Origin of the sequence: Streptomyces sp. HUAS ZL42 (assembly GCF_040782645.1) — a bacterium.
Classification (GTDB): Bacteria; Actinomycetota; Actinomycetes; order Streptomycetales; family Streptomycetaceae; genus Streptomyces.
The window spans coordinates 4,032,529-4,053,976 of sequence record NZ_CP160403.1 but is presented as its reverse complement, the minus strand read 5'-3'; the positions used below and the strand labels follow the sequence as shown (position 1 = coordinate 4,053,976).

The 21,448-nt window shown below is 71.3% G+C and carries 17 protein-coding genes; 9 read left to right on the top strand and 8 right to left on the bottom strand.

Going from position 1 to position 21,448, the window contains the following annotated elements:
• Nucleotides 1-79 precede the first annotated feature (79 nt).
• On the top strand, nt 80-1,696 hold the full coding sequence (locus ABZO29_RS18345) for a serine/threonine-protein kinase (protein WP_367321289.1): 1,617 nt from the start codon (nt 80-82) through the stop codon (nt 1,694-1,696).
• Here the strand turns inward: ABZO29_RS18345 and ABZO29_RS18340 are convergent.
• Nucleotides 1,632-3,674: a glycosyltransferase family 2 protein gene (locus ABZO29_RS18340; RefSeq protein ID WP_367321288.1), complete on the bottom strand. Its 2,043-nt coding sequence runs from the start codon at nt 3,672-3,674 to the stop codon at nt 1,632-1,634. The genes ABZO29_RS18345 and ABZO29_RS18340 overlap by 65 nt on opposite strands.
• Nucleotides 3,675-3,915: 241 nt before the next feature.
• Here ABZO29_RS18340 and ABZO29_RS18335 point away from each other — a divergent pair, with 241 nt between their 5' ends.
• From ABZO29_RS18335 to ABZO29_RS18325, 3 genes are all read left to right on the top strand, one after another.
• Complete coding sequence (locus ABZO29_RS18335) at nt 3,916-5,586, top strand: serine/threonine-protein kinase (protein WP_367321287.1); 1,671 nt, start codon at nt 3,916-3,918, stop codon at nt 5,584-5,586.
• Between the two features lie 136 nt (nt 5,587-5,722).
• Nucleotides 5,723-7,336, top strand: a complete 1,614-nt coding sequence (locus tag ABZO29_RS18330) for a succinic semialdehyde dehydrogenase (RefSeq protein ID WP_367321286.1) — start codon at nt 5,723-5,725, stop codon at nt 7,334-7,336.
• 27 nt (nt 7,337-7,363) lie between these two features.
• A complete protein-coding gene (locus tag ABZO29_RS18325) occupies nt 7,364-9,142 on the top strand; it encodes a GMC oxidoreductase (protein WP_367321285.1) in 1,779 nt (592 codons plus the stop codon).
• A gap of 79 nt (nt 9,143-9,221) precedes the next feature.
• Here the strand turns inward: ABZO29_RS18325 and ABZO29_RS18320 are convergent, their stop codons facing one another.
• The gene (locus ABZO29_RS18320; protein WP_367321284.1) at nt 9,222-10,232 is read right to left on the bottom strand and encodes an LAETG motif-containing sortase-dependent surface protein; all 1,011 of its coding nucleotides are present in this window, start codon (nt 10,230-10,232) and stop codon (nt 9,222-9,224) included.
• Between the two features lie 208 nt (nt 10,233-10,440).
• On the opposite strand from ABZO29_RS18320, the gene ABZO29_RS18315 reads away from it, so the two are divergent.
• Nucleotides 10,441-11,598, top strand: a complete 1,158-nt coding sequence (locus tag ABZO29_RS18315) for a hypothetical protein (protein WP_367321283.1) — start codon at nt 10,441-10,443, stop codon at nt 11,596-11,598.
• A 517-nt stretch (nt 11,599-12,115) separates the two neighbouring features.
• On the opposite strand, the gene ABZO29_RS18310 is transcribed toward ABZO29_RS18315, so the two are convergent.
• A complete protein-coding gene (locus ABZO29_RS18310; RefSeq protein ID WP_367321282.1) occupies nt 12,116-12,403 on the bottom strand; it encodes a chorismate mutase in 288 nt (95 codons plus the stop codon).
• A gap of 359 nt (nt 12,404-12,762) precedes the next feature.
• Between ABZO29_RS18310 and guaA the strand changes: the two genes are divergently transcribed.
• Nucleotides 12,763-14,343, top strand: coding sequence for a glutamine-hydrolyzing GMP synthase (gene guaA, locus ABZO29_RS18305; protein ID WP_367321280.1), 1,581 nt, complete (start codon nt 12,763-12,765; stop codon nt 14,341-14,343).
• Nucleotides 14,344-14,362: 19 nt separating this feature from the next.
• Here guaA and ABZO29_RS18300 read toward each other — a convergent pair whose 3' ends face one another.
• Both ABZO29_RS18300 and ABZO29_RS18295 read right to left on the bottom strand, forming a co-directional pair.
• A complete protein-coding gene (locus ABZO29_RS18300; protein WP_367321279.1) occupies nt 14,363-14,836 on the bottom strand; it encodes a pyridoxamine 5'-phosphate oxidase family protein in 474 nt (157 codons plus the stop codon).
• A gap of 71 nt (nt 14,837-14,907) precedes the next feature.
• On the bottom strand, nt 14,908-15,531 hold the full coding sequence (locus tag ABZO29_RS18295; RefSeq protein ID WP_367321278.1) for a hypothetical protein: 624 nt from the start codon (nt 15,529-15,531) through the stop codon (nt 14,908-14,910).
• Between the two features lie 205 nt (nt 15,532-15,736).
• Here ABZO29_RS18295 and ABZO29_RS18290 point away from each other — a divergent pair, with 205 nt between their 5' ends.
• Nucleotides 15,737-16,546, top strand: a complete 810-nt coding sequence (locus ABZO29_RS18290; protein ID WP_367321277.1) for a class II aldolase/adducin family protein — start codon at nt 15,737-15,739, stop codon at nt 16,544-16,546.
• Nucleotides 16,547-16,555: 9 nt separating this feature from the next.
• Here the strand turns inward: ABZO29_RS18290 and ABZO29_RS18285 are convergent, their stop codons facing one another.
• On the bottom strand, nt 16,556-17,440 hold the full coding sequence (locus ABZO29_RS18285) for a DUF4429 domain-containing protein (RefSeq protein WP_367321276.1): 885 nt from the start codon (nt 17,438-17,440) through the stop codon (nt 16,556-16,558).
• Between the two features lie 187 nt (nt 17,441-17,627).
• Between ABZO29_RS18285 and ABZO29_RS18280 the strand changes: the two genes are divergently transcribed.
• On the top strand, nt 17,628-18,905 hold the full coding sequence (locus ABZO29_RS18280) for a hypothetical protein (RefSeq protein ID WP_367321275.1): 1,278 nt from the start codon (nt 17,628-17,630) through the stop codon (nt 18,903-18,905).
• 147 nt (nt 18,906-19,052) lie between these two features.
• Nucleotides 19,053-19,577 (top strand): DoxX family protein, encoded by a 525-nt coding sequence (locus ABZO29_RS18275; RefSeq protein ID WP_367321274.1) that lies wholly within the window; start codon nt 19,053-19,055, stop codon nt 19,575-19,577.
• 9 nt (nt 19,578-19,586) lie between these two features.
• Here ABZO29_RS18275 and ABZO29_RS18270 read toward each other — a convergent pair whose 3' ends face one another.
• Complete coding sequence (locus tag ABZO29_RS18270; protein ID WP_367321273.1) at nt 19,587-19,832, bottom strand: hypothetical protein; 246 nt, start codon at nt 19,830-19,832, stop codon at nt 19,587-19,589.
• Nucleotides 19,819-21,342, bottom strand: coding sequence for a PspC domain-containing protein (locus ABZO29_RS18265; protein ID WP_367321272.1), 1,524 nt, complete (start codon nt 21,340-21,342; stop codon nt 19,819-19,821). Before ABZO29_RS18265 ends, ABZO29_RS18270 begins: the two co-directional genes overlap by 14 nt.
• Between the last annotated feature and the right edge of the window lie 106 nt (nt 21,343-21,448).

Here is a 21,448-nt window from a genome sequence, read left to right as displayed (position 1 = left end):
AACAGTCTGCGTCACGGGTCTGTGACTTGAAAGCGCCGGAGGTGGATGCAGGAGCGCTTACCGCGATATGGATGGACCCATGAGCAACAACGGGGGAGCCCGCTACGGGGCCGACGAGCCGACGAGTTTTGGACTGCAACCACCGAACCCTGCCGCGGTCGCGCCGCTTCCGGACAACCCTTACGCCGTACCCGCACAAGTTGCTCAGGACCCGGGAACCGGCCGCCTCATCGCTGGTCGTTACCGGCTGCTCGGCAGGCTCGGGCACGGCGGAATGGGCACGGTGTGGCGGGCCAAGGACGAGACGGTGGACCGTGAGGTGGCCGTCAAGGAGCCTCGCGTTCCGGATCATCTTCCTGAACGCGAACGCGCCAACGTCTTCGAGCGGATGCGCCGCGAGGCGCGTGCCGCGGCCCGTCTGGACCACCCCGCGGTCGTGAACGTGCACGACGTGGCCGTGGTCGACAACCAGCCGTGGATCGTGATGGAGCTGGTGCAGGGACGTTCCCTCGGCGTCGCCCTCCAGGAAGGCACGCTCAGCGCGCGCGACGCGGCCCGGATCGGCCTGGAGGTGCTGGGCGCGCTGGAGGCCGCGCACGCGGCGGGCATCCTGCACCGGGACGTCAAGCCGGACAACGTGCTGCTGGGCCGGCACGACCGGGTCGTGCTCACCGACTTCGGCATCGCCCAGATCGAGGGCGAGACGAACCTCACCGACACGGGCGGCTTCGTGGGATCGCCCGAATACATCGCGCCGGAACGGGTGCTGGGCCAGCGCCCGGGCCCCGCGAGCGACCTCTGGTCCCTCGGCGTGGTGCTGTACGCGGCCACGGAGGGCGTGTCCCCGTTCCGCCGCACCAACACCCCGGCAACCCTGCAGTCCGTCCTCAATGCCACGCCCGCGCCGCCCGCCTCCGCGCAGGGCCCGCTCGCCGACGCCATCAACGGCCTGCTGCAGAAGGATCCGGCGCGCCGCCCGAACGCCGCCCAGGTCCGCGCCCTGCTGGAGACGGCCGCGAACCCGCCGGCTCCGCAGCCCACGCAGGTCGTGCACTACGCCGAGGCTCTCGAGCGGGGACGCCGGTTCGGCCGCACGACGTGGATCGGGCTCGGCGCCGCGGTCGTCGCGGCCGCGGTCACGGCGTACCTGGTGATCGCGGACCCGTTCGCGGGGCCGCTGCCCGACGGCTGGAAGACCAAGCACGAGACGGACGTCGCCGCGACGCTCGCGTTCCCCGCCGACTACCAGCGGACCGAGCCCGACCGGAAGACGGACAAGGGGCACTGGGTCGCGTTCACCGACTGGAGCGGCAGCATCTGGATCGGCCTGACGCTCCAGAAGAAGTCCGAGGACACCACCCAGGCCATCGCCGACTCGGCGGCCGCCGAGATGTACGACGACGACGGCGACTTCAAGGACAACGGCAGCTACGAGCTCGACATGCCCGAGGGCGCCGAGACGGCCCCGAAGCAGACGACGTACCAGGGCAAGCCGTCCGCCGAGAACACCGTCGTCTACACCACCGACGACAGTCAGAACCGCCGCCCTCGCGAGGTGAAGATCTTCTACTACAAGAACTCCGCCGGCGACCTGTACAAGCTCACCGTCAGCTACCCGGGCAAGGGCGACTTCACGGAGCGGGGACGCGAGGTGGCGAAGACGGCGATCGAGAACCTGGACGTCGACAAGCTGTGACGATCGCCTTCACCAGGCTGGTCCTGGCCACCCGCAGGGCGAACTTCCCGCCGCCGGCGGAGACCGGCCTGGCGGACCAGGGGCGGCCGTCGTGGCGCCACTTCGCCGGCGGCAGTCGCAAGCCGGGCGGGGCCGGGAGCGGCACCGTCCGGTCGCCGAGCCGGAGTTCACCGCGCCACAGGCCGGCGGGAAGCTCCGGCACGCTCACCCGGGCGGTGAAGGTGTCGCTGTCCGGGATCCGTTGGGCCGGGACGGTCACCGTCCCCCTGCCGTCGCGGGTGAGGACGACGGCCAGGTCCTCGGGGTAGCTGCCGAGCTCGCTGTGCCCGCTGATCACGAGCTGCCTGGGCTCACCGCCGGACCACCGGAACGAATCGACGACGAGGCGCGGGGCCAGCTTGTGCTTCTGCTCGCCCAGGTCGAGCGTGTAGTTGCCGTACGGCTTGGTCGTGTACAGCGTGACGGCGCGAACGCCGTGCGCGCTCCGCACGGCGTACGTCCGCGCTTTGCCGCCGAGTTCCTCGGCCCGCTTGCTGCCGATGCGCACCTCGCGGGTCAGGCCCTGGGCGCCGACGGCGAGGGAGATGTCCCAGAGGCCGTCCGCGAGAGGCTTGCCGTCGGCGGCGGTGTCGATGTCGACGACGGCCTCGAAGCCCGCCTTCTCGTACTCGTACCGTCCCTTGTCCTCGGCGGCGCCGAGGCCCGGCGTCGCGGTGTGCGTCACGGGCAGCCGGTACTCGACTCCGCTGTCGCGCTCGCGCAGCACCAGGTCGGTCGTCACGTCCTGGGTGGGCACGCGGTGGACGTAGCCGTGCCCGGCCAGGTGCAGGGCCGTGCCGCGCAGCTCGGCGCGGGAGACGTGGTGGCGGACCCCGAGCCGGTCGGTGACGTCGTAGTAGGCGTCGGGCACGGACCGGGCCGGGTCGCGGAAGAAGGGGTACCGGGCGTAGGCCCGGCCGTCGTCCACGACGACCGGGGTGGCCACGCCCGACCTGCTCTCCCGGACCTCGAAGCGGTCGAGTTCCAGGAGTTCGTCGAGCATCCGCTCCCGGATGAAGTGCAGGCGCAGCCAGGGCAGTGCCGGGATGCGCCCGCGCAGGCCCTCGTGCAGCAACGGGGCGACGACCTCGGCGAGCCGGGCGAGGGTCTGCTCCTGCTTCTCGCGGGGTTCGCGGGCGAGGTGCCAGCGGACGAGGGTGCGCACCTCGACGGTGAGGTGGCGGTGCGCGAGGTGGTCGCGGCCGGGTCCGGCCGGGACGTTCTGGACCATCAGCTCGACCATGTGCGCGAGGTAGCGCAGCCGGGGCTCCGAACCCGACGTGGTCCGGGTGACGTTGCCGCCGTCGTCGCGCAGGACCCAGAACAGGCAGTCGTAGTCGGCGACCACGGAGATGCCGGACGCCTTGAGGTAGGCCATGCCCACGAACGGCTGGTCCTCGCCCGTGCGGAACTCGGTCGGGAAGCGCAGCCTGTGCCGCTCCACCAGCTCACGGCGGAACAGCTTCATGGGACTGAGGGTCCACCAGACGCGGGAGTCGAAGACATCGGTCCTCGGCTGGTTGCGCAGGAACATGGATCGGGGAGCGCCACGGCCGCCGACGCCGACCATCTTGCCCAGGACGACGTCGGTGCGGTTCTGCTCCGCCATCGTCACCATGCGCTCCAGGGCCTCGGGGCCCAGGTAGTCGTCGGCGTCCAGGAAGAAGACGTACGTGCCACGCGCGAGGTCGAGTCCGCGGTTGCGGGGGGCCGCCGGGCCACCGGAGTTCTCCTGGCGGACGACGCGCAGCAGCTTCGGGTACGCGCCGGCGAGGCGGTCGAGCTCCTCGGCCGTGCCATCGGTGGAACCGTCGTCGACCGCTATGACTTCCAGCTTCTGCCGGCCGATGGTCTGGTCGGCGACGGACGTGACGCAGCGAGTCAGATACGGCATCGCGTTGTACGCAGCGATGATCACCGAAACGGTGGGGCCGGCCATCGTCCACGTTCTCCGTTTGCTCAGGGAAAGGCGCCGAGGGAGACGTGAAGGTATCATGAAGCGCCCATGTCTACCCGTTTCGCCCTGGTTAAAACGTTGACACGGTGAAGTGACGTGGGTCACCCGGACAAGGGGCCCGGCCCGACTGGGATTTGCACTGATGCGCGTTCCGAAATGTCGGGATCCAGTCCTGCCGGGCCCGCCGTCGACAAAGAGGCGCCCCGCGCGGTAGTCATGGGGCATGAGCAACGACGGGGGCTCCGCGGGCGTCGAGGAGCGGATGGTCGGCGGGCGCTACCGCCTGGTCGAGCGCATCGGCTCCGGCGGCATGGGCACCGTGTGGCGTGCGCTCGACGAACTGGTGGGGCGCGAAGTCGCCGTCAAGCAGCCGCGGTTGCCCGGTGACCCCGAGGGCGAGGCCCACCAGCGGGCCGCCCACCGCCTCTACCGTGAGGCACGGGCCGCCGCCCGCGTCGACCACCCCTCCGCCGTCTCCATCCACGACGTCGTCGAGGAGGACGGACTGCCGTGGATCGTCATGGAGCTGATCCGCGGGGAGTCCCTCCACGAGGTGCTCCGGCGCGGGCCCGTGGAGCCCACCGAGTCCGCCCGCATCGGCCTCGCCGTCCTGGGCGCCCTGCGCGCCGCGCACGCCGTGGGCATCGTGCACCGCGACGTCAAACCCGCCAACGTCCTGCTCGGCCCGCACCACCGCGTCGTTCTGACCGACTTCGGCATCGCCCACATCCAGGGCGAGGAGTCCCTCACCGTCAGCGGCGAGTTCGTCGGCTCGCTCGAGTTCATCGCCCCCGAGCGGATGTCGGGGCGCGGCGCGGGACCGGCCTCCGACCTGTGGTCCCTCGGCGTCCTCCTGTACGCCGCCGTGGAGGGCTGGTCTCCCTTCCGCCGTACGACCCTGGAGTCCACGCTCGCCGCGATCCTCTCCGCCGAGCCGCCCGAGCCGAAGCAGGCGGGACCGCTCGGGCCGTTGATCGTGCGGCTGTTGGAGAAGGACCCCGAGCGCCGACCGGGCGCCGAGCAGGTCGCCCTCGTGCTGCAGGCGGTGGCCGAGGGGCGGCCCGTACCGTCCGTACCCGAGACCGGAGCGACGGAGGCTCAGGACGGCTCGCGGCTGGGGGAGTCCGAGGACCGCGGGACCGTACGCCTGAAGCGGCCGCGCCCCGAACAGGCCCCCGCTCCGGATCCGGCGGCAGCCATGTCCAGCACCGCCGCCACCCCGGAAACCGTCACCACGCCCCTCCCCGGCCGCCCCTTACTCCTTCGCCGCCCCGCCCTCCTGGGGGCCGGGCTGGCCGTCCTCCTCGCCGGTGGCGCCTGGCTGGCCGCCTCCGGTGTTCTGGTGGAGACCGGCGACAACGCGGTCGGCGAACACACCGCCACCCACAGCTCGGCCCCCGCCGCCACCCCCTCCACGAACTCCCCTTCCCCCACCACCGGCTCCTGGGTCGCCCACCGCGAGAAGGACATGGACGCCGTCCTCTTCCTTCCCGCCGAGTACAAGGAGGCCGCCCGCGAGGGCAGCGCCGCCGACCAGCCCCGGCTCGTCGTCTACGACATCGGACTCGTCCAGGTCCGCCTCACCCAGTGGGACAAGGCGCCCCGTGGTCTGCTCGACCAGGCGCAGCAGGCGTACGAGACCTGGAACAGCTACAACCACGACGCGAGCAGCCAGGCGACCCGCACCACGTTCAAGGGTTACGACGCCGTCCTCTCCGACACCACCTACGACATGGAGGAGTCCCCGACCCGCGTCATGGAGCTGTTCGTCGTCACCGGCGACGACCGCATGTACGAACTGCGCGTGGACATGCCCAAGGGCACCCCCACGGAGAAGAAGGGCACGGCGGTGTTCAAGGGAGCCCGGGACCGGCTCGTGATCGGAAAAGAATGATCAGGGGGCGACCGTCCCCGTCAACGCGCTGATCAGCGCGTTTGTTGCCAGTGGACACTGGCGCCGTGTGAGCACTCCGTGAATCCCTATTACCGCCGGGTACACAAAGCCTTCCCCACGTCATACCCTGCGCCTCATGACGGACGCGCAGGCCCCGGCCAAGACCGGCACGAATCCCCTCGCCCCTGCCCCGCAGGGCGCCCGTACCGCCGCCGACGTGGTCACCCCCGAGCTGGTCGCCCAGCTCACCAAGGGCGTGGCCGGATCCGGCCGGACCGCCAACCACACGCCGTTCACCGGCGAGAAGCTCGCCGACCTGCCCGAGTCCACTCCCGAGGACGTGGCCCTCGCCTTCGAGCGGGCCCGCGCCGCCCAGGCCGTCTGGGCCCAGACCCCGGTACGGCAGCGCGCGGCGGTCCTCCTCCGCTTCCACGACCTGGTGCTCGAACGCCAGGCCGAGGTCCTCGACCTGATCCAGCTGGAGACCGGCAAGGCGCGCCTCCACGCCCACGAGGAGGTGCAGGCCGTCGCCGTGGCGGCCCGCCACTACGGCCGCCGCGCCGCCGCCTACCTGAAGCCGAAGCGCCACGCCGGCGCCATGCCCACGCTCACGCGCGTCACCGAACTGCGCCACCCGCGCGGCGTGGTCGGCCAGATCGCCCCCTGGAACTACCCCCTCGAACTCTCGGTCGGCGACGCGCTCCCGGCGTTCGCCGCGGGCAACGCGGTCGTGATGAAGCCGGACACGGAGACGTGCCTGACGGCGCTGTGGGCGCGCGACCTCCTCATCGAGGCCGGACTGCCGGCCGAGGTCTTCCAGGTCGTCCTCGGCGAGGGCCCGGTCGTCGGCCCCGAGGTCGTCAAGCACGCGGACTACGTCTCCTTCACCGGCTCCACCCGCACCGGCCGAGAGGTCGCGCGGGGCGCCGCCGCCCGCCTGGTCGGCGTCTCCCTCGAACTGGGCGGCAAGAACGCGATGCTGGTCCTCGAGGACGCGGACGTGGAGAAGGCCGCCGCGGGCGCGGTCCGCGCCTGCTTCTCCTCCGCCGGCCAGCTCTGCATCTCCATCGAGCGGCTGTACGTCCACGAGTCCGTCGCGGACGCCTTCCTCGAGCGCTTCGCCGCCCGCACGAAGGCCATGCGCCTCGGCACGTCCCTCGCGTACGGCGCCGACATGGGCTCCCTGGTCGGTGAACGCCAGCTGGAGACGGTGCAGCGGCACGTGGAGGAGGCGGTCGCGAAGGGCGCGAAGGTGGTCGCCGGCGGCGTCGCCCGCCCCGACATAGGCCCGTACTTCTTCGAGCCCACGATCCTCGACGGCGTGACGGAACCGATGTCGGTCTGCACGGAGGAGACCTTCGGTCCGGTCGTCTCGATCTACCGCTTCAAGACGGACGAGGAGGCGATCGAGCTCGCCAACTCCACGCCGTACGGCCTGAACTCCTCGGTCTGGACGAAGGACGGCCGACGGGGCCGGGAGGTGGCGTCCCGCCTGCGCACCGGCACGGTGAACGTCAACGAGGGCTACGCGCCCGCCTACGGCAGCGTCCAGTCCCCGATGGGCGGCATGAAGGACTCCGGCCTGGGCCGCAGGCACGGCTCGGAGGGCATCCTCAAGTACACGGAGGCGCAGACGGTGGCCCAGCAGAGGCTGCTGCCGATGGCGCCTTCGCTGGGGATGGACGACGAGAAGTACGCGGCCTTCATGAGCCGCAGCCTGAGGGTGATGAAGGCACTGAGGTTCAGGTAGACCACGGACACTCGACGAGGAGAACACGTGCCCCAGGACGCTTACGACTACGACGTCATCGTCGTCGGATCGGGCTTCGGCGGCTCGGTGACCGCCCTGCGCCTCACGGAGAAGGGCTACCGCGTGGGCGTCCTGGAAGCGGGCCGCCGCTTCACCCCCGCCACGCTTCCCAAGAACTCCTGGGACCTGAAGAACTACCTCTGGGCCCCCAGGCTCGGCATGTACGGCATCCAGCGCATCCACCTGCTGGGCAACGTGATGGTGCTGGCGGGAGCCGGTGTGGGCGGCGGCTCCCTCAACTACGCCAACACCCTCTACGTACCGCCGAAGCCCTTCTTCGACGATCCGCAGTGGCGTGACATCACGGACTGGCAGGAGGAGCTGAAGCCGTACTACGACCAGGCCCGGCGCATGCTCGGCGTACGGCTCAACCCGACGACGACCCCCTCCGACGTGCACCTGAAGGCGGCGGCGGAGCGTATGGGCGTCGGGGACACGTTCCACATGGCGCCGGTCGGTGTCTTCTTCGGGGACGGGAAGGACGCCGACGGCGAGACGAAGGCGAAGCCGGGCGAGCAGGTGCCCGACCCGTACTTCGGCGGCACGGGCCCGTCCCGCAAGGCCTGCACGGAGTGCGGCGAGTGCATGACGGGCTGCCGCCACGGAGCGAAGAACACCCTCAACGAGAACTACCTCCATCTCGCAGAGAAGGCCGGCGCGGTGGTGCACCCGATGACGACGGTCGTGTCGGTCACGGACGACTCGCGGGGCGGCTACGCGGTGGCGACGCTCCCCACGGACAACCGCCGCAAGGGCGAGGGACGGACCTTCACGGCCCACCGCGTGGTCCTGGCCGCGGGCACGTACGGCACGCAGACCCTCCTCCACCGGATGAAGGCGAGCGGCCAACTGCCCTACATCTCGGACAAGCTGGGCGAACTGACCCGTACGAACTCCGAGGCCCTGGTCGGCGCGCAGACGGACAACCGCCGCTACCGCCGGGCGACGGGCGAGCCGAAGGTCGACTTCACGCGGGGAGTCGCCATCACGTCGTCCATCCACCCGGACGAGAACACCCACATCGAGCCGGTCCGCTACGGCAAGGGCTCGAACTCGATGGGCGGCCTGTCGATCCTCCAGGTCCCGTACGCGGAGGGCCGCTCCCGGGCGGCCGCCTGGCTGGCGCACGCCGCCCGCCACCCCCTGCTGGTGCTGCGCTCCCTCTCCAACCGCCGCTGGTCGGAGCGCACGATCATCGGCCTGGTGATGCAGTCGCTGGACAACTCCCTGACGACGTACCTGAAGCCGACGGGCGTGGGCAGGGGCCTGCTGACGGCGAGGCAGGGCCACGGTGCCCCCAACCCCAAGCAGATCAGGGCGGCGTCGGAGGCGGCGTCGGCGATCGCCGCGGACATCAACGGCTTCCCCGGCTCCAACGTGGGCGAGTTGATGGGCACCCCGCTCACCGCCCACTTCCTGGGCGGCTGCCCGATCGGCGACTCCCGCGACACCGGCGTCATCGACCCGTACCACCGCCTCTACGGCCACCCCGGCATCTCGGTCGTGGACGGGGCGGCGGTCTCGGCGAACCTGGGCGTGAATCCGTCCCTGACGATCACGGCGCAGGCCGAGCGGGCGATGTCGTACTGGCCGAACAAGGGCGAGGAGGACCCGCGACCCGCCCAGGGCGCGGCGTACGCACGCCTGCAGCCGGTGGAGCCGAAGTCGCCGGCGGTTCCGGCGGAGGCGTTCGGGGCGCTGCGGTTGCCGTTCCTGGGGATGCCGTCGGTGCCGCCGAAGAAGTGACGGCAGCAGAAAGGGACCTGTGCCCCCCTCCGAGCTCAGGTCCCTCTCTGCTGCCTTGCGATAAGCGTTGCGCGGCGCCTTACGCCTCCGCGCCGCCCTTGCGCCGCCGCACCACGAACACCGCACCCGCACCGGCGACGACGGCGACACCGCCGACGAGACCGATGATCGGGAGAGCGGAGCTGGAGCCGGTCTCGGCGAGGCTGCCGGTGGCGTCCACCTTGCCCACGTCGGACAGGTCGCCCATGCCGCCCTGCGGCTTGGCGTCGTTCGGGTTACCGGCGTCGGACCCTGCGGCGAGGATGTCGAAGAAGTAGATCCAGCCGTTCGGGTCGTCGGCGAGCCAGCAGCCGTCCTCGTCCGCGTACTGGGCGAACCCGCCCGTCAGGCCGATCGCGTCCGGGACCTTGCCGCTGACGCTCAGCCGCAGCTTGTACGAGGTGGACTGGCCGGCGCCCAGGGAGAACGCCGGGAACGTGGCCCCCTCGCCCGCGGCGTCCGCGAGCGTCTCCCACGTGCCCGAGGCCTTGTTGTAGACCTGAACCTTGATCTCGCCGGAGTAGTCCTCCTCGTCCCAGCCGACTGCGGCGACACCGATCAGGGGCTTGATGTCCTTGATGTCGCCGTCGCCGCTGTTGGAGACGTTGAACGAGAACCGGGTCCAGCCGCTGCCGGCGACGATCTTCTCCGGCAGGCCCGAAAGGCTGCTGTGCAGGTCGTCGCTGACCCCGATGGAGGCGTTGTCCTCGTCCGCGCAGAAGTCGTCGCCCGGCTTGCCCGAGGCGCTCGCGGAGGGCGAGGCAGTGGTGGAGGCGCTCGCTGAGGGCGAGGTGGTGTCGGACGCGGAGGCGGACGCGCTCGCGGACGACGAGGCGCTGTCGGAGGCCGACGAGGATGCCGACGACGAGGCACTGTCGGAGGCGGAGGCGCTCGTGGACGACGAGGCGCTGTCGGAGGGCGACCCGCTCACGGAGGTGGTCGGCGTCGCGGTCGTGTCGTCCGTCGCGAACGCGGCCGGAGCCGAGAGCAGCGCCAGCGGGGCTATGGCAGCCGTCGCGGCCGCAGTGGCCATGGCGCGGCGAAGCTTCATGAAAAACCTCAAGGAGTCCAGTGTGGAGGGCGCCGCGTGTGGGGCGCGGGTGTGGCCCTTGGTTCTGGTGGTTGGATCCGTGAAACCTGTGAATGGTTGCGCTCCCATTCACAGGTTTTTTATGTGACCTGGGTCACGCCCGGCTGGCGTGGGGGCTGCCGTACGCTCTGCTGCCCGACGACCACTCACAGAGAGGCCCTCCGCCGCCGTGGCCAACACACCGTCCGAGGAGCCGAGTTCGAGTTCGCGAGACGGCTCCTCCATCCCCGATGACGTGTGGGAGAAGTTCGTCAAGGACAGTGAGCGCGACATCCGGGCCTCCGCGCCGAAGGAGCCGTCCGCGCGGGCCCGCATGGTCACCGAGCGGCTGCGGCGGCAGGAGGCGCGGGGTGAACTGCCGGAGGGCTGGCGCACCGGGCCGGACCTGCAGGAGATCAGCGGACGCGCGGTCCGTCGTCGGCGCCGGTGGGCGATCCTCGGCGTGCCGCTCGCCGTCGCCGTGGCCGTCGTCGCCGTGAAGCCCTCGCTGCTGCCCGGCGACCCCTTCGGCACGGGCGACGATCCGAACCCGGCCGCCGCGTCCCCACTGCCCGCGGAGACCGCCGCTCCGACCGCCCCGCCCTCCGCGGTCGATCCCGAAACGCCCACCCTGGACGAGCCGTTCGCCGGGTCGCCCGCCGTGCGGTGGGCCGACGGCGAGGCCGGCATCGTCCTGCCGAAGGCGACCCCCGTCGGCACTCGGTCCAAGGCTCAGGTCGAGCAGGCGCTGCAGCAGACCAGAAAGCTCCTGATGGCTGCGAACCTCGACCCTGCCACGCTCCGCGGCGAACGGCCCGCGGCCGCGCTCGGCGTGATCGATCCCGTGCAGAAGGACCTGCGCGACCTGCTGGACACGGCACTCCGCAAGCCCGACAAGGAGCACGACCCCCTGACGATGTTCAGCAGGTTCAACCCCGAGGATGTCCGACTCGTCGGTGATGTCGTCAAGACGCGGGGCCGCATGACGTTCAAGGCCGGCGACCACGCCTCGGTCGCCGTGCACGCGGACTACACCTTCGTCTACCCGGTCGTCAGGGCCGACGGTTCGACCGAGGTCACCCGCACCATCGTGCGCCGCGTCCTCGACATCGAACTCTCCGACCCGGCCACGTACCAGGTCACCCCGGGCAGGATCGCGGTCGCCCGCTACGACGAGAACATCGGCAACTCGGCCTGCGACATCCACGACGGCTTTCTGCACCCGGAGTTCTCGAGCGCCGAACCCACGGGCGCGGCCCCGACGGGCCCGACCACGGACCCGTACGACCGCAGCAAGGAACTCGACGAGGACCGCTCGGAGGAGTGCGGGGCGGTGTCCCGGGTCTGAGCCGAGCAGAGCGAAGGGCCCCGCGGGACGGAACCGCGGGGCCCTTCTTCGGTCAGCACCGACGTCAGGGCAGCGCCGGTGCCTCGAAGCGGCGCCGGGGGGTTGCGCCGCTGGTCTCGTATGGCCCTCGCCCGCTTGGTCTGGACCTCTGGCGGTCGAACGTCGGAGCAAGGCGGTTGTCTGCAGCGGGACTTGGGGGTGTTCTACGCATCGTGGTGGATGGACGCGGCCTCCGCAACCGTCTGACCCAGCCTTGTGCCTTTTTGGAGTTTCCGCCGGTCGGCCCCGGGCGTCCCCGGAGCCGACCGTTCTCTTGGTGACCGGGCTGCTGTCCCCTGCCGTCCGGTCACTTCCCTGGAGCGAGGTCCCACGACGCACAGCACTGTCCGTGCGCCTCATCGCTCCAGCGAGCCACGCGTGGTTCCTTCGGGCCCGCCCCTGGCTGGCACGGACACCAGCACCAACGAAGTGGTTCGCGATGCGGTCACGCGCCGTACGGGTGAGAGGGGGCCCGAACTCAGATGCGACCCCGGCACAGTTCGAGGAGCGTCATGGCGAGGGCGGTGCCGGGCTTGCCGAGGGCGTCCCTGTAGTGGCCGAGGATCTCCATCTCCCGGGACAGGTTCACCCGTCGCCCGCCGGAGGAGATCCGGGCCTCCTGGATCACGGCGGAGACCGCCACGCGTTCCTGGATCAGGCCGATGATCCGGTCGTCGAGCGCGTCGATGCGCTCACGGGCGCCGGTGATCACGTCGGCGGCCTCGGGGGTGTGCGCGCCGGTCTTCTCCGCGGCGGTGGTGGTCATGTCGGGGGCTCCTCAAGGGGTGGGATGCGGTGCCCTGGAGCGACAGGTCCGCAAACGCCAGGCGCCCCGGACCTTGTCGGCCCGGGGCGCCTGGGAAGTCGCTTGTCAGTACGTCAAGCAGCACGACCATGGCAGCTGGCGGGCCAGGTGCCATAGGTAAAGACGAAGGTCGTGGGCGTACGCATGGAAGTCAGTATGCCCGGCGCGAGGGTGCGGGCCAAGAGCGTTCGCATGGTGAGACACGGTTGTCGCACGCAGCCCGTCGTGGGCGGCGGCCCCCAGCGGGCGGGACGTGCCCCGCAGCCACCTCGGTAGAATCGGCTAGCACAAGGACCCGCCCAACCGCCGGAAGGCACCCCGTGTCATCAGCGACTTCCGCTGCCGCCGCCCCCGACACCGTCCTGGTCGTCGACTTCGGCGCGCAGTACGCCCAGCTCATCGCCCGTCGCGTCCGCGAGGCCCGGGTCTACAGCGAGATCGTGCCGAGCACCATGCCGGTCGCGGAGATGCTCGCCAAGAACCCGGCGGCGATCATCCTCTCCGGCGGCCCCTCGTCCGTGTACGAGGAGGGCGCCCCCCGCCTCGACCGCGAGATCTTCGAGGCCGGCGTCCCCGTCTTCGGCATGTGCTACGGCTTCCAGCTGATGGCGCAGTCCCTCGGCGGCACGGTCGACAACACCGGCGCCCGCGAGTACGGCCGTACGGAGCTGCACGTCTCCCGCTCGTCCTCCACCCTCTTCGAGGGCACCCCGGCCGAGCAGGCCGTGTGGATGTCGCACGGCGACGCCTGCTCCGCCGCCCCGGAGGGCTTCTCCGTCACGGCGTCCACGGACGTCGTCCCGGTCGCCGCCTTCGAGAACGACGAGAAGAAGCTGTACGGCGTGCAGTACCACCCCGAGGTGATGCACTCCACGCACGGCCAGCAGGTCCTGGAGCACTTCCTCTACCGCGGCGCGGGGCTCAGCCCGGACTGGACCACCGGCAACGTCATCGAGGAGCAGGTCGCCCTCATCCGCGAGCAGGTCGGTGACAAGCGCGCGATCTGCGGGCTCTCCGGCGGCGTGGACTCCGCCGTCGCCGCCGCCCTCGTCCAGAAGGCCATCGGCTCCCAGCTGACCTGCGTGTACGTCGACCACGGCCTGATGCGCAAGGGCGAGACCGAGCAGGTCGAGAAGGACTTCGTGGCCGCGACCGGCGTGCAGCTGAAGGTCGTGGACGCGGAGGAGCGCTTCCTCACCGCGCTCCAGGGCGTCTCCGACCCCGAGGAGAAGCGGAAGATCATCGGGCGCGAGTTCATCCGCGTCTTCGAGCAGGCGCAGGCGGAGATCATCGCGGACCAGGGTCCCGCGGTCGAGTTCCTCGTCCAGGGCACGCTCTACCCGGACGTGGTCGAGTCCGGTGGCGGCACCGGCACCGCCAACATCAAGTCCCACCACAACGTCGGCGGGCTGCCGGAGGACCTCGAGTTCAAGCTGGTCGAGCCGCTCCGCAAGCTCTTCAAGGACGAGGTCCGGATGGTCGGCCAGGAGCTCGGCCTGCCCGACGAGATCGTCCAGCGTCAGCCGTTCCCCGGCCCCGGCCTGGGCATCCGTATCGTCGGCGAGGTCACCAAGGAGCGGCTCGACCTGCTCCGCGAGGCCGACGCCATCGCCCGCGAGGAGCTCACGGCGGCCGGCCTCGACCGCGACATCTGGCAGTGCCCGGTGGTCCTGCTCGCGGACGTCCGCAGCGTCGGCGTCCAGGGCGACGGCCGGACGTACGGCCACCCGATCGTCCTGCGCCCGGTCTCGTCCGAGGACGCCATGACGGCCGACTGGTCGCGACTGCCGTACGACGTCCTCGCACGCATCTCGACCCGCATCACGAACGAGGTCCGCGACGTCAACCGCGTCGTCCTCGACGTGACCTCCAAGCCCCCGGGCACCATCGAGTGGGAGTAGCCCTCCCGTTCTTCGAAGGTCACGTCCGCTTGAGAGTGCGCACCGGCTCTCCGGGCTTCCAGACCTGGACGACCAGATACGTGTCGTCCTCGACGTAGGTCCGTACGACCTCCGTCAGCTCGGTGCGGAAGAGGTGGAACGGCTGCGGCGGTTCCACCTCTTTCATGTATCCGGCCTTCGCGTTTCCGTCCTCGACCTCGATCGCCCGCCCGCTGATCCGCACGTCCCCGCCGCCCATCCCGGTGCCCTCGCCCGGGTTCGCCTGCAGCGCGAAGCGCGGGTCGCGGAGCAGGTCGAGCGCCTTGAGGGAGCCCGGCATCATGCCGAGCCACAGCTCACCGTCCAGGAAACGGACCTCGAGGCCGGTGGTGCGCGGGGAGCCGTCCTTGCGCAGCGTCGCGAGGACGTGGTGCGTGAAGGCGCTGAAGCGTTGCTCCACGATGCCGGCCAGCTCGGGTTCCGCCTCGCTGAAGGTTGCCCAGTTCGCTGTCATACGGCGAGTGTGGCGCCGATACCCGACATCAGCTGTCGGGTATCCGTACGGCTTCGAGGACGGGTCAGGCGTCAGGCCGCATCCGGCACCGGGCGTACGTACCTCTCCCGGCCGGCCTCGTCCTGGACCGGAGTGCAGCCGGCGGCCGTGAGTCGCTGTGCCAGCTTCGCTCGCTTGGCCGCGTTGACGCGCAGCGCGACCAGCAGGAACGCCGGGAGCAGGACGGCGAGCGGGAGCAGTATGGCGTACTGGCCGGTCAGCGGGGCCATCAGCAGGAACAGCGCCGCGGAGCCCCAGGTGATGGTGAGCAACTGCTTGCGGTTGCCGACGGCGAGGACGAGATCGTAGCGGATGAGCGTGGTGAGCAGGTCGACCTCCGCCTGTGTTTCCGGCACGGGCGTCAGCGAGCCCAGGTACATCCCCGGCACCGGTCGGCCCTTGCCCGGGTCCGGGAACGCGGCCAGGTTGGCCGCCGCACGCTGCTGGGCCGCCGTGCTGGTGTCGCGGATCAGCTGGATGTGCAGGACCTTGTACTGGCCGACCCGGCGGACGCCCGCGTACCGGAAGCCGTAGCACTCGGCGATGTACGCGAGCGCGCCGGCTGTCTCCAGATCGCCGGGGCCGATGATTTCGATCACGTCCCGGGTCGCGATCTGCCGCATGAGGGGCTTGAGGTGGCGGTTGATGGGGCTCAAGGCGGGCTCCGGTGGGTGGCGGTGGCACGGTGACGCGATGGCTGAAAACTGACGAGGAACATCTGGTTCCGCGTGGCAGACCCGCGAGCCCCCGGAATGGTTGCGTGCGCCATCTTCACAAAACAGCTCGGCAAACTGCTCTGCCCTTTTGGGCTGACCGACGGTAACTTCCGCCCCGTAACGCAACCCAGTGCTGGAGGGACACATGCACGGGACGCCCGGAGCCGGACCCACGCGGCCGCTGCCCCTGCCCACCGACCGGCTGCAGTTCGCCATGCCGCCGATGCACGACTCGCTCGACGACGAGCGGCGGCATCGCAAGGAACGGCTGGCCGGAGCCCTGCGGATCTTCGGGCGGCTCGGCTTCGAGGACGGCGTCTCGGGGCACATCACCGCACGCGACCCCGAGTTCACCGACTGCTTCTGGGTCAATCCGTTCGGGATGCCGTTCAAGCACGTGACCGTGAGCGACCTCGTGCTGGCCAACTCGGACGGGCAGGTGATCGAGGGCCGCTACCACGTGAACCAGGCCGCCTTCACCGTGCACTCCCAGGTCCACGCCGCCCGACCGGACGTCGTCGCCGTCGCCCACTGCCACTCCGTGCACGGGCGGGCGCTCGCGGCGCTCGGCGAACTGCTGGACCCGATCACGCAGGAGAGCTGCGCGTTCTACGAGGACCACGCCCTGTACTCCGCCTACACCGGTGTCGCCGTCGACGCCGAGGAGGGCCGGCGCATCGCGGAGGCGCTCGGCTCGCGCAAGGCGCTCGTGCTGCGCAACCACGGGCTGCTGACGGTGGGGGACTCGGTGGACGCGGCGGCCTGGTGGTTCCTGTCGATGGAACGCTCCAGCCAGGTGCAGCTGACGGCGAAGGCCGCAGGCCGGCCCGTCCTCATCGACCACAAGCCGGCGGTGGCGACCCGCGAGCAGCTCGGCGGCGACCTGGTCGCGTGGATCAACTACCAGCCGCTGTGGCAGGACATCAGCCGCAGCGAGCCGGATCTGCTGTCCTGACCTCCGGGTTCAGAACCCCCGGAGCACCACCGCCTTGGTCATCGCGAACTCCTCGTCCGTGAGCACCCCGTCCCGGTGCAGCTCGCCCAACTCGCGCAGACGCCGCAGCAGCACGTCGTGATGGTCGGCCGGGGGAGGTACGGCCGCCGCGAGCCGGGGCCGGTCGGCGTACTCGTCGCCGGTCCGGGCCGACGGGTGCGGCAGGCGGGCGGTGACGGCGGTGGCGACGAGCGCGGTGAGCAGGTCGCGGCGGGCGCTGCCCCACAGGTCCAGGGCGTACGGGTCCTTCTCGGGCGGCACTTTGGAGAACACCGTCTCGCGGGTCACGAAGCGCAGGAAGCCGTCCTCGTAGCCGGAGTTGGGCAGCCACTCCACCTCCACGAGATCACCGACATGGATGATCCGCGGGCCTGTCGCCCGCTTGACCCGGTCCGAGGTGTCGGCCCAGTCGATGCGGACCTGGGTGCCGTCGAAGGACACCGTGCCGTCGGAGGAACGCACGGAGACCGGGACCGGCGGGCCGGGCAGGAGGTAGGCCTTCGTCGGCTCCTTGGGGATCTGGTCGAGCAGCAGCGCACGGCGGATCTCCTCGGCCACGTACTCGGCGACCCCCGAACGGTCCATGTCCACCGTCAGCCGGTACGGATCGGCCGCGTCCGGCAGCCGCCCGCCGGTCGCCTGCAACAGCGGGTCGGCGCCCTCGCGCAGCCGGATGCGCAGCCGTCCGCGCTTGCGTTCGGGCTCGTAGACGATGCCGGCGACGGCCTCGAGCGGCACGGTGATCTCCCCGTACGTCTGCCGGAACAGAGGTACGGAGCGGTGGAGTCCCGGCGTGATTCTGACCGTTGTGCCGTCGAAGGCCCAGGTCCCGTCACGCTGGATGATCTCGGCCATACGGAAATTCTCGCAGCCGGGTCAACACGCCGTCGGCGCCCTCACCCGCGCTGACCACACCTGCCGGACACCGGCCGGGTCGGGTAGGGCACAATTCGCTGTCATCGCGGGGGAGTTGTCCGGCGGTCGCGCCCCCGGCAGCAGCGGCCGCCGATCGTCGGTTGCGCGGGGAAGGCGGGCGTCGGGCGTGGCGGTGCAGGAGGCGAGACAAGGTGCGGAAGCGGGCGCGTACGGGGGCGGCTGCACCTGCGGGGACTGCCCGCACGGGGCACGTGAGGGCCACCGGCGGGCGGTGGCCGAATTTCTGCTGAAGCGGGACGAGTTCGCGGCCGGCCAGGGCCTGCCCGCCGCCGTGGCCCACTCGGCCTCCGCCTCCCGCCAGTGGGTGTCGGAGGAGCTGACCCAGTCCGCGGAACTCGTCGCCGAACGCGGCCGCGCCGAGGGCGAGGCCTGGCTGGCCCGGCTGTGGGGCCGAACGGCGATCGTGGTGGGGGCGTCGGTCGTCGCCCTGCTGCTGGTCCAGTCACTGACGGCCATCGGCGCGGGATGGAGCGCCGCGCGCACCGCCGGGCTGCTGGCCGCGCTGCTGGTGGGCGGCGCGCTGACGGCGGCGTCCTGGTTCCACCGGGCCCGCGGCGGCGCACTCGCCCCCGTCATCGGCGAGGACAACCGCCTGTCCACGTCCCGTGCGGTCGCCGCGGCCTGGGTGCTGTTCGTGGCGTACGCCGTGCTCGTGCTGGTCGGCCAACTGGCGGTCGCCTCCGAGCACGGTGAGCGCGACGCGCTGATCTCGGGCCTCGAACTCGCCCGCGGCGCCGGTGCCGTGACCGTGCTCGCGGTGGTGTGCGGCATCGCCGTACTGGTGCGGCGCGTGGTCGGGCTGCGCGTGCTGGGGCAGCGGCTGCAGAAGGTACGGGCGTACCGGCCCAGGGCCGCCGACCTGCTCACGGACGACTCCGGCCGTGGCACCTTCGCCGACATCCAGTACGTCGTGATCAGCGCCGTCGCCCTGGCGTTCGCGGCGGTGCGGCTGGCCCGCCGCCCCGACCAGCTGCCCGACCTGCCCTGGGGACTCGCGGTGGTCGTCCTCGTGTCCGCGGCCACCTACCTGGCCGGAAAGTACGCCGAGGGCGGCCGCCCCGTGATCCTCTCCGTGGTCCGCGCCCGCGAGGCCGGTGACCTCGACGCGCCGGTCCGCACGGGCGACGACATCGAGATCCGCGGGGCCGGATTCGTCCCACTGGGTGCCCAGAGCGCCGACCGGCTGACGCGGATGGTGGTCCGCATCGGCGCGGTGAACGTGCACGTGCCGCTGGTTCCGGTGACGGGCGGCTTCAGCAACCCGACGGACGCCGTGCTGACGGTGCCGGTGCCGGCGGACGTGGAGCCCGGGCGGGTGGAGGTACAGGTGATCACGGCGGCGGGCGCGGAGACCAACCGGTACGCGATCGACGTGACGGACTGAGGAAGTTCCTCCGCGGGGATGTACCCGTCCGGGCGCTCTCGGGGTTTGCCGGGGCATTTGTGGACCAACGTATTGAGCGGAGCCCTCCTTTCGTACGTATGGTCTTGTGAGGGGTCACGTCACGGCGGCGAGAGGCGGCTGGAAGCCATGACTCACGGCATGCGTACGGACACGCACACCCCCTATCTCGACGGCGGCCGGAGCTGGCGCGACAACGCCACCCGTTACGCCCTCCTTCCACTCCGCGTCTTCCTGGGCGTCACCTTCATCTACGCCGGCCTCGACAAGCTCACCGACGGCGCCTTCCTCAAGTCGTCCGGCGCCGGCTCGATCGGCGAGACGATGCGTGCCGTGCGGGACTCCTCGGCCATCCCGGCCCTGGTCGACCTGGCCCTCAAAAACCCGGTCGGCTTCGGCTACGCCATCGCCATCGGCGAAGTCGCCGTCGGCATCGGCACCCTCGTCGGCCTGCTCGCCCGCATCGCCGCGCTCGGCGGCGCGCTGATCTCCCTCAGCCTGTGGCTCACCGTGAGCTGGGCGTCCGACCCGTACTACTACGGCAACGACCTCGCCTACCTCATGGCCTGGCTCCCCCTCGTCCTCGCGGGCGCACCGATCCTGTCCCTGGACGCGGCGTTGCGGAAGCGGCGCGGGGCAGGGGGTTATCGGTAGAACGGGCAGTCAGCCCAGGGTGTTCGGCTGGGCGTCGGCGGTGTGGGAACGGCTCCGCGACCGCCGACGCCTGCGTATGCCCCCGGCCACCGCGCCCACGGCTCCCGCCAGGAAGAGCCCGGCCATGACGACCGGGATCACCACGAACCACGGGGTTTCCCAGGCGCCGCCCGCGTCCCCTGCGTAGATGACGCCGGCGAGGGTGAGGAAGGCCCCGGCGACGAGCCTGCCGGGCTGGAACTCATGACGCAGCACGGCTCACCTCCGCCTGTCCCATGCCGACCTTCAGCTCGAGGTTCAGCGTGCCCGCGTCCTTGGCGCCCGAGGCCGACGGCAGGGTCACCTCCTTGTACTTGCCCGGCTCCACATCCACGTCCTTCTCGTCGTCGCCCGGCAGCTGGATGTCGCCCAGCCCCACGTCGATGCTCAACTTCACGGTCACGTCCCGCGGCACGATCACCCGCAGCCGGCCCACGCCCACCTCGGCCTCGGTGGACAGCGTCTGCCCCTTGGCCATCCGCAGCCGGGAGAGGTCCAGGGTGCCCTCGCCGGTGCCGAGGTCGTACTTCTGCTGCACGGCCGCCACCGCGGTGGGCTGCCAGGTCGTGCGTATCCAGTCCGTGCCGATGTCCTTGGGCAGCGCGGCCGCGCCGGCCAGCAGGCCCGCCGTGACGACCGCCAGGAACACCGAGCCCGCGCCCGTTCTCCCCAGGAAGGCACTGGCCGCGATGCCCACGCCGAAGACGGCGAGTGCGCAGGCCAGACCTGTCTGCAGGCTGGTGCCGAGCGGGTGCTCCTCCCAGGTCAGGCCGGTGCCGAGGCAGCCCGCGAGCAGGGCGAGCAGGAACACCCAGCCGCCGATCCGGCGAGGGCCGCGCGGCTTGGGCGGCCGGACATAGGGGGTGCGTATGTCCTCGCGGCCGTTCGTCTGGGTGCCCAGGCTGATGTTGACGGCCGCCGCGATGTCGCGGTCGCGGGAGTCCCGGGGCCCCCACAGGTAGCCCGTGCCCCCGACATGTGTGCCGTCCTTGACGATCGGCTCGCGCCACCAGGAGGGGTAGGCCGTGGGGACCGGGGGTGCCTGGGCCTCCGGCGGGGCGTCGGCCACGGCCTGCGCGGCCAGCGGATCGGGGTCGGGTGCGCCGCGCCGCTGCGACCAGTACCCGGCGCCGGCCAGGAGGAGGGAGAGGACGACGGCGAAGGCCAGTACCCCGCCGTTGCTCAGCATCGTCAGGAAGACCCCGCACCCCACCAGCGCGAACAGCACGGCCGCCAGCGCCTGCCCGTCCACCCGGCCGGTGAACAGCTTGCGCAACTCGTTCTCGTCCTCGTCCTCGTACGGCACGAGGAGCCAGGCGAAGCCGTAGAAGATGAGGCCGATCCCGCCGGTCGCGGAGAGCACGGCGAGCGTGATCCGGAAGATCACCGGGTCCATGTCGCACTGCCGCCCCAGCCCCGCACACACCCCGGCGAGCATCTTGTACTCCCGGTTCCGCCGGAACCGGCGGAGGGGGTCGATGGCCACGGAGTCTTCGGGTCTGGGTTCGGCCGAGGCGGAGCCTTCGGGGCCGGGGGGTGCCTCGGACGCCGCTTCCGAATCCGGCGCTTCGGTGGTGCCCCCGGCCCCAGCCGTCGCCGCTTCCCCGCTCACCCGCGCCGCACCCTCGTGCGCGCGCGGTTCCTTGCCCGCGGCCCCGGGGGTCGGCGCATCGGACGTCGTGCCCTCGCCGGGCACGGCGTCTGCGGCGTGCTGGTGATCCGTCATGCGTCCATGGTGACGGGCGCGCCGCCGCCGCGGCAGTCGGAACAACCCTGGCCGGACCCTGATATCTCCCCTGATCCGCCGCGGGGGACGTGTTCGACACGCACGC

What these genes read in the sequence shown, in the direction of transcription:
- ABZO29_RS18345 (WP_367321289.1), top strand. Translation starts at nt 80, where the DNA reads ATGAGCAACAACGGGGGAGCCCGCTACGGGGCCGACGAGCCGACGAGT.
- ABZO29_RS18340 (WP_367321288.1), bottom strand. Translation starts at nt 3,674, where the DNA reads ATGGCCGGCCCCACCGTTTCGGTGATCATCGCTGCGTACAACGCGATG.
- ABZO29_RS18335 (WP_367321287.1), top strand. Translation starts at nt 3,916, where the DNA reads ATGAGCAACGACGGGGGCTCCGCGGGCGTCGAGGAGCGGATGGTCGGC.
- ABZO29_RS18330 (WP_367321286.1), top strand. Translation starts at nt 5,723, where the DNA reads ATGACGGACGCGCAGGCCCCGGCCAAGACCGGCACGAATCCCCTCGCC.
- ABZO29_RS18320 (WP_367321284.1), bottom strand. Translation starts at nt 10,232, where the DNA reads ATGAAGCTTCGCCGCGCCATGGCCACTGCGGCCGCGACGGCTGCCATA.
- ABZO29_RS18310 (WP_367321282.1), bottom strand. Translation starts at nt 12,403, where the DNA reads ATGACCACCACCGCCGCGGAGAAGACCGGCGCGCACACCCCCGAGGCC.
- ABZO29_RS18300 (WP_367321279.1), bottom strand. Translation starts at nt 14,836, where the DNA reads ATGACAGCGAACTGGGCAACCTTCAGCGAGGCGGAACCCGAGCTGGCC.
- ABZO29_RS18290 (WP_367321277.1), top strand. Translation starts at nt 15,737, where the DNA reads ATGCACGGGACGCCCGGAGCCGGACCCACGCGGCCGCTGCCCCTGCCC.
- ABZO29_RS18285 (WP_367321276.1), bottom strand. Translation starts at nt 17,440, where the DNA reads ATGGCCGAGATCATCCAGCGTGACGGGACCTGGGCCTTCGACGGCACA.
- ABZO29_RS18275 (WP_367321274.1), top strand. Translation starts at nt 19,053, where the DNA reads ATGACTCACGGCATGCGTACGGACACGCACACCCCCTATCTCGACGGC.
- ABZO29_RS18265 (WP_367321272.1), bottom strand. Translation starts at nt 21,342, where the DNA reads ATGACGGATCACCAGCACGCCGCAGACGCCGTGCCCGGCGAGGGCACG.